The following is a 7,830-nucleotide window of genomic DNA, read 5'->3' on the forward strand; positions in this document are numbered from 1 at the left end:
CACAGGACTGGTAGGAGAGCACGACATGGTCGCCGCGCTCGACGCTCCTCACGCCCTTGCCGACCTCCTCCACCACCCCCGCACCCTCATGGCCCAGCACCACCGGAGTGGCGCTCCCGTCCCAGTCATCGCAGATGTCGATGTCGGTGTGGCAGATGCCGGTGGCGACAATGCGCACCAGCACTTCGTCGTCCCGCGGGCCTTCCAGCTCAAGGGTTTCGATCCTCAGGGGACGGCCCTGCTCGCGCAGAACGGCCGCCCTGATTTCATGCAATTGCGTGTTGGAATGAGGCATGGTATGGACGCCGGCGCTCCCGGAAAATTTAGATTATCTTACCGCGACCCCTTTTTCACCCTAAAATTATAGGATAAATACGTGCCGCCACAGCCACCAGCACCGCCAGGACAATGCTCAGAACGGCTAAGTCCGTGCCCAGTCCCAAAGTGCTCTGCCAGCCCACAAGCATCAAGGCCCGCAAGGCGTCGACCAGATAGGTCAGGGGGTTGAGGCGGGCGATGGCGGCGAGCCACGAGGGCATTAGCGCCACAGGGTAAATGGCATTGCTCGCGAAGAAAAGCGGCATAGTCAGCAATTGGCCAACCCCATGAAGCGCTCGCGGGTCTTGACCAGGCAGGCGATCACCAGGGAAAAGGTGGCGAAGACGGCCGATCCCAGCAGCGTGAACACCAGCAACCCAATGATCGCCGCGGGTTCAAAACGCAGGTGAACTCCGAGGAGCACGGCCAGCACGAAGATGACCACGGCTTGCGAAAGGCTGCGCACCCGCGGCAGACTGGGCGGTCAGAATAAGGTACCGCGGGTGATCAATGATCAGACACTTCTTGCGGATTTGAAACGCCATGTGTTGGCAGTCCAGGGAAATTAATTTTTAGGGTGACAATCGCCTTCGGCCCGAGTCAGAGGCCGGGATCTAAAGCCGCCCCCATGGGGGTCTACACTGCAAGCCTTCGCCGCACCATATTCCCGGCGGCGCGAGCATTTCCAGAGCGAGGCTGACCCCGATGAAAGCATATCCGCAGGAGAATGAAAAAATCGGCCGCTGCTTCCGTCCTTGGTCCCGACGCCGTGCCCGTTGTCCTCCGGGTCAATGGCGAATGCTAGGGCGTGGGTGCCGTCACTCCCGGAATCCCTACAGACGCCTTCCATTGCTGCATTTTACTGATCAGTGGCGATTCCGCACATTGCTGTGAGGTGAGGGCGCCGCAAGCACTGGCCCATTCCCCGGTTACTTCAAAAAACTTTGCTGCAGACTGCATCTGCTGAGCCTGGGCGCCCGTTGCCTGGGTACCAAGAGATTGGTAGTGCGCCGCCCGCTTCTGCGCCCAGGTGGAGACGCCCTGCCAGCACGCCGTCTGTGCAGCAGACGACATCGCCGCACACTGGGCACTGTCCTGACGCGCTTTGGTCATATCCGCCTGCCACTCGCCGGGAAAGGATGTTTTAGCGCTGCTCAGGGTCTGCGCAACAGAAGGCACTGCCGGAATGCTGGGTACGGCCGGAGTAGTCGGTACCGCGGTAAGGGGAGCCAGCGGTAAGGGCGTGGACGAGAAAGCCACTGGCGGAGGGACTACGGGTGATGCAGCCTGCGATAAAGCAGCGGGCGCGCGGCGTACCGACGGCAATGGCCTGGTCGGGGCAGGCGGCAGAGGGGACGGGGCAAGTGCCGGGTAGTTACTCGCCATATCTTGCGGCGGTGGTGCCATGCCGTTCGTCGTGGTCGTCGCACATGCTGTCAGCACCAACATGCCGCCCGCTGCCAGCACAGACCATTGCATCCAACCCATAAAGCACTCCTTCCGCGAATTATAAAAATAATGGCCAAACCTATCATTAAAACACGACTACTCAATAAGTTATCTCTACCAACGCTTCCGGGAGCACTCGCGTCAAACGACCGCACCATCGTGCCACACAACGATGGTGCGTTGACCACTTCCCTTCCGGTCCCTAGAATAGACGATATCTACGTGGGAGGGGACCCCCTCCCTTTTTTTGCATCCTCTTGTTGGCGAGGTGGGGCGTGCAGGCGGTCCTGGCATTAGCAGACGGCAACATCTATCGCGGTAAAGGCTTTGGTGCCACCGGATTGGCAGTGGGTGAAATCTGTTTCAACACCGCCATGAGTGGTTACCAGGAGATTCTTTCTGATCCTTCTTACCGAGGGCAGATTGTCACGCTCACCTATCCGCATATCGGCAATACGGGCGTCAATCCGGAGGATATGGAAGGTGCCCGGATATTCTGTTCTGCCCTGGTCGTACGCAACCGGCCGCGCACGCCCAGCAGTTGGCGCAGCACGCAAGGCTTATTTGACTTTTTAAAAACCCATCAGATTCCAGGCATCGCCGAAATAGATACCCGCGCCCTGACCCGCAGACTACGGGATAGCGGCGCACAGAATGCCGCCGTCCTCGTCGGAGACGCGGTCAGCGATGACGACGCCCTGGCCGCGGCGCGTGCCTTCCCCGGCCTCATCGGTCGTGATCTGGTGCAGGATGTGAGCTGCCGGGAGACATACGCCTGGAATCTCGCCAGCGGCGCTCCCGATCAGGGCTATCACGCACAGCCCGCCACCCGGACGCAACGCCATGTGGTGGTTTACGACTTTGGCACCAAACAGAACATCCTGCGACTGCTGGCTGATCGTGCCTGCCGGGTCACGGTCGTGCCAGCCCGCACTGCGGCTGCTGAGGTGATTGCCCTGCTCCCGGACGGCGTGCTCTTCTCCAACGGCCCCGGCGATCCTGCGGCCCTCGACTATGCCGGAGAGGCCATGCGTCAAATCATCGCCGCAGGCATTCCCACCTTCGGGCTCTGCCTGGGACATCAGTTACTGGGGCTAGCCCTGGGTGCCAAAACCATCAAGATGAAGTTCGGACACCACGGAGCCAACCATCCGGTCAAAGACCTGCGCAGTGGCCGGGTGCTGATCACCAGCCAGAATCACGGTTTTGCGGTGGATGCGGATACCCTGCCGGATTGTCTGATTGCGACGCACACCTCTCTATTTGACGGTAGTTTGCAGGGTATGGCACATCGAGACCTGCCCGTCTTTTCCTTTCAGGGACACCCTGAGGCCGGACCCGGCCCCCATGACGCCAGTGTGATTTTTGACGATTTTGTTCACGCCATGAACCAGCACGGAGGCCGTCACCATGCCTAAGTATCAGGATATCAAAAGCGTCCTCCTCATCGGCGCTGGCCCCATCATTATCGGCCAGGCCTGTGAATTCGATTACTCCGGCGTCCAGGCCTGCAAGGCGCTGCGGGAAGAGGGTTGCCGCGTCATTCTGGTCAACTCCAACCCGGCTACCATCATGACCGATGCGCAGACGGCGGACGCCACCTACATCGAACCCGTCGAATGGCAAACGGTCGCACGTATCATCGCCATGGAACGCCCAGACGCCATCCTCCCCACCATGGGTGGTCAGACTGCGCTGAACTGTGCCCTGGACCTGCACCGGGAGGGAATACTGGAGCAGTATGGTGTCAAACTGATCGGTGCGTCCGTGGAGGCCATCCGTGAAGCCGAAGATCGCGGCCTGTTCAAAAAGGCTATGGAAGAGATCGGCCTGGAAGTAGCACGCTCCGCCTTCGGTCATGACATGGAAGGCGCACGCCAGATCGCGGAAGACATCGGCTTCCCGGTTATCATCCGGCCCTCCTTCACGCTGGGTGGCACCGGCGGCGGCATTGCCTATAATCGCGAGGAGTTTGAGGACATCGCCGCACGCGGCCTGGAGGCCAGCCCCACCCACGAAATTCTCATCGAAGAATCCATCATCGGCTGGAAAGAGTTCGAGATGGAGGTAGTCCGCGACCGGGCGGATAACTGCATCATTGTCTGTTCTATCGAGAATCTTGATCCCATGGGTATTCACACCGGGGACTCCATCACCGTGGCCCCCGCCCAGACCCTTACCGACCGCGAATACCAGCGCATGCGTGATGCCTCCATTGCGGTGTTGCGCCGCATCGGGGTAGACACTGGTGGTTCCAATGTGCAGTTTGCTGTCAACCCCGAAGATGGGCGGTTAATCGTCATTGAGATGAACCCGCGGGTATCGCGCTCCTCGGCGCTGGCCTCCAAGGCCACCGGGTTTCCCATTGCCAAAATTGCCGCCAAGTTGGCGCTGGGCTACACCCTGGATGAACTGCGCAATGACATCACCCAGGCGACACCGGCGAGCTTCGAGCCGACCATCGATTACGTGGTCACCAAAATTCCCCGCTTCGCCTTCGAGAAATTTCCGGAGGCCGATGCCCATCTGACCACTCAGATGAAGTCGGTTGGTGAGGTGATGGCCATTGGCCGCAGCTTCCAGGAGTCGCTGCAAAAGGCGCTGCGCGGCCTGGAGACGGGCGTGGATGGTCTTGATGAGAAACTTATCGGCAATGATCCGGACACCCTGCAAAAGCTGGAGCAGGAGTTAAGGGTTCCCGGTGCCGATCGCCTCTGGTATCTGGCGGACGCCATACGGCGCGGCTGGGATCAGGGCAGCCTGCAGCGTATCACCCACATTGACCCCTGGTTCCTGGAGCAGATTTTCGAGATCGTCCAAACGGAGGAGAGTTTGCGCGGTCTCGCTCTGGCGGGTCTCGATGGCACCAGGCTCCGCACGCTCAAAGGCATGGGCTTCTCGGACCGGCGCCTGGCCCGCCTGTTAGGTTGCCGCGAGCAACTATTGCGCGAGCACCGCCAGAGGCTGGGCATCCGCCCGGTCTATAAGCGGGTGGATACCTGCGCCGCCGAGTTCCGCTCACCGACGCCTTATCTTTACTCCACCTATGAGATGGAATGCGAGGCGGAGCCCAGTGACAAACCCAAGATCATGATTCTCGGCGGCGGTCCCAACCGGATCGGGCAGGGTATTGAGTTTGACTATTGCTGCGTACATGCGGCCATGGCCCTGCACGAGGACGGTTTTGAGACCATCATGGTCAACTGTAACCCGGAGACGGTGTCCACCGACTATGACACCTCCGATCGCCTGTATTTCGAGCCGCTCACTCTGGAAGATGTCCTCGAAATCGTCGCTGTCGAAAAACCCCAGGGCGTGATCGTCCAATTCGGTGGTCAAACGCCGCTGAAGCTCGCCAATGATCTGGAAGCCGCCGGTGTACCCATCGTCGGCACCACTCCGGATTCCATCGATCTGGCTGAAGACCGCGAGCGCTTCCAGCAACTTTTGCAGCGCCTTAACCTGCGGCAGCCGGAAAACGCCATTGCGCGGAGCGCCCCGGAGGCCCTGAGCAAGGCCCGCGCACTGGGCTACCCGCTGGTAGTGCGTCCTTCTTATGTACTGGGCGGTCGCGCGATGCGTATCGTCTACGGCGAAGATGACCTCGAACGTTATATGGTGGAGGCTGTGCGTATCTCCAATGACCAGCCCATTCTCCTGGATCGTTTCCTGAATGACGCCCTGGAGGTGGACGTTGATGCCGTCGCCGATAGCGAGCAACAAGTGATCGTGGCGGGGATCATGGAGCACATTGAGCAGGCAGGCGTTCACAGTGGCGACTCCGCCTGTTGTCTACCGCCCTACTCCCTGTCCCCAGCCATTCAGGACGAAATCCGGCGGCAGACCGTGGAACTGGCTCTGGCGCTCGGTGTGGTGGGTCTGATGAACTGTCAGTTCGCCGTCCAGGAAGAGCGCATCTATGTTCTGGAGGTGAACCCGCGCGCCTCACGGACGGTGCCTTTCGTCTCCAAGGCCACCGGCTGGCCTCTGGCCAAAATTGCCTCCCGCTGCATGACCGGGAAGTCACTAGCGGCACAGGGCATTCCGCAGATTCCCAATCCGCCCCATTTCAGCGTTAAGGAAGCGGTATTCCCCTTCATCAAATTCCCCGGCGTAGATGTACTGCTGGGGCCGGAAATGAAGTCTACCGGCGAGGTGATGGGCATCGGTGCCAGTTTCGGCGAGGCTTTCCTCAAAGCACAGATCGGCGCCGGTGAACACTTCCCGCGCTCCGGCACCGTTTTTCTCAGCGTCCGCGATGCAGATAAGAAGGGCCTTATCCCAGCGGCACGGACGCTGTCCGAACTCGGCTTTAAGCTGATCGCCACCAAGGGTACTGCCGCTTTTCTGCATGGGGACGGCCTGGAAGTCACCGCAGTCAACAAGGTGACTGAAGGCCGCCCCCACATCGTCGATGCGATCAAAAACGGTAAGGTGCAGATCATCATCAACACCGTGGATGAACGGCAATCGGTGCGCGACTCTTTTAGCATCCGTCGTGCAGCGCTGCAAATGGGATTGACCTACTATACCACTCTGGCGGGCGCTATCGCGGGCGCCGCTGCCATTCACGCCCTGATGACGGAGGAACGCAGCGTCCTCCGGCTGCAGGATCTGAACCAGACAAACACCAGCACGAGGTAGATATGAGCGACAAAATTCCCATGACTGTTATTGGTGCCCAGCGCCTGCGCGATGAGTTACATCGCCTCAAATCCGTGGACCGGCCCACCGTCATTGAAGCGATCGCCGAGGCCCGAGCCAAGGGTGATCTTTCGGAAAATGCCGAATACGACGCGGCTAAAGAACAGCAGGCGTTTATTGAGGGACGCATTCGCGAGGTGGAAGATCATCTGTCCCGTGCCCAGGTCATTGATCCCAAGACCTTGAATACGGGTGGTAGAATTGTCTTTGCGGCTACCGTGGAGCTGGAAGATGCAGAGGGTAACGAGGTGACTTACCAGATCGTCGGTGATGCCGAGGCGGACCTCAAGGAAAATAAGATATCCATTAGCTCCCCCATTGCGCGTGCGCTTATCGGTAAGCACGAAGGCGATCTGGTTGAAGTACGCGCTCCTGGTGGAACGCGGGAGTACACCATTCTCGCTGTGCGCTACCTATAGAAGGAAAGAGCTTGGCACATCCTATCTACCTACTATTCCTGGCCATGCTGCAAGGCGTTACGGAATTATTTCCCATCTCCAGTCTTGGCCACATTATCCTGGTACCCGCGCTTCTGCATTGGCCCATCAACCGCGATGCGGAGTGGTTTTTACCCTTTGTGGTCGTGCTCCACCTCGCCACAGCCGCGGCATTACTCTTGTTCTTCTGGCGCGACTGGGCAGCGCTGCTGGGTGGTTTCATTCGTGCGCGTGGACGTCCCAGCAATCCCCAATCACGGCTGCTATGGATCCTCTTTATCGCATCCATTCCTGCCGGTTTACTGGGCCTTGCCCTCGCCCATAAAATCAAAGACCTGTTCGGCGGTTTCACCTTTGCTGCGGTGGCACTGATGATTAACGGCATCATGCTCATCTGGGGAGATCGCTTGCGCGCGCGGCAACCCAGCCATTCACTGGACAACCTGAGTTGGCCGCGCGCTATTGGCATAGGATTCGCCCAATCCCTCGCATTGATTCCCGGATTTTCGCGTTCGGGTGCTACGTTAGTGGCTGGTATTGGTGTAGGGTTGGACTATGAAAATTCCGCAAAATTTTCCTTTCTGCTTGCCACCCCGATTATTGCAGCGGCCGGCATGCTGGAAGTGCCCAAGCTCTTCCACGCAAATATGCCGTCCGAATTACTCGGTACCATTTTTCTTGCAGGTCTTTTATCGGGAGTCTGTGCCTGGGCTTCCGTCTGGTTTCTGATGCACTACTTTCATAAGCATGAAATCAAAGCGCTACGGCCCTTTGGTATCTATTGCATTGCCTTTGGCGCGCTAGCGCTTATTATTGGCGGCTGAAAATATCCGGCTAAAAACCGGGTTCAACGGCTACTTGACCGTCCCGAGCATGCGCGCGACGTAAATGAAGCTCAGGCCGCTCACTGCCCGCTTTTCGA

At 59.0% G+C, this 7,830-nt stretch carries 8 protein-coding genes; 4 read left to right on the top strand and 4 right to left on the bottom strand.

Going from position 1 to position 7,830, the window contains the following annotated elements; genetic code table 11:
* The 4 genes from Q0C48_RS10515 to Q0C48_RS10530 form a co-directional block, all read right to left on the bottom strand.
* On the bottom strand, window positions 1–295 hold a 295-nt coding region (locus Q0C48_RS10515), incomplete at its 3' end, for an alcohol dehydrogenase catalytic domain-containing protein (RefSeq protein WP_291524134.1).
* Between the two features lie 55 nt (window positions 296–350).
* Complete coding sequence (locus Q0C48_RS10520; RefSeq protein WP_291524148.1) at window positions 351–584, bottom strand: ABC transporter permease; 234 nt, start codon at window positions 582–584, stop codon at window positions 351–353.
* Window positions 585–586: 2 nt separating this feature from the next.
* A complete protein-coding gene (locus Q0C48_RS10525) occupies window positions 587–784 on the bottom strand; it encodes a hypothetical protein (protein WP_291524136.1) in 198 nt (65 codons plus the stop codon).
* Window positions 785–1,119: 335 nt separating this feature from the next.
* Window positions 1,120–1,806, bottom strand: a complete 687-nt coding sequence (locus Q0C48_RS10530; protein WP_291524138.1) for a hypothetical protein — start codon at window positions 1,804–1,806, stop codon at window positions 1,120–1,122.
* A 236-nt stretch (window positions 1,807–2,042) separates the two neighbouring features.
* Between Q0C48_RS10530 and carA the strand changes: the two genes are divergently transcribed.
* The 4 genes from carA to Q0C48_RS10550 are packed head-to-tail and all read left to right on the top strand — an operon-like array spanning window position 2,043 to window position 7,732.
* Entirely contained in the window at window positions 2,043–3,185 is a 1,143-nt protein-coding gene (gene carA / locus Q0C48_RS10535) for a glutamine-hydrolyzing carbamoyl-phosphate synthase small subunit (RefSeq protein ID WP_291524140.1), read from the top strand.
* A complete protein-coding gene (gene carB / locus Q0C48_RS10540) occupies window positions 3,178–6,411 on the top strand; it encodes a carbamoyl-phosphate synthase large subunit (protein ID WP_291524142.1) in 3,234 nt (1,077 codons plus the stop codon). Before carA ends, carB begins: the two co-directional genes overlap by 8 nt.
* Before the next feature lie 2 nt (window positions 6,412–6,413).
* On the top strand, window positions 6,414–6,890 hold the full coding sequence (gene greA, locus Q0C48_RS10545; protein ID WP_291524144.1) for a transcription elongation factor GreA: 477 nt from the start codon (window positions 6,414–6,416) through the stop codon (window positions 6,888–6,890).
* An 11-nt stretch (window positions 6,891–6,901) separates the two neighbouring features.
* Complete coding sequence (locus tag Q0C48_RS10550; protein WP_291524146.1) at window positions 6,902–7,732, top strand: undecaprenyl-diphosphate phosphatase; 831 nt, start codon at window positions 6,902–6,904, stop codon at window positions 7,730–7,732.
* Window positions 7,733–7,830 lie beyond the last annotated feature (98 nt).

Source organism: Acidithiobacillus sp., from assembly GCF_023255755.1.
Lineage (GTDB): Bacteria > Pseudomonadota > Gammaproteobacteria > Acidithiobacillales > Acidithiobacillaceae > Acidithiobacillus.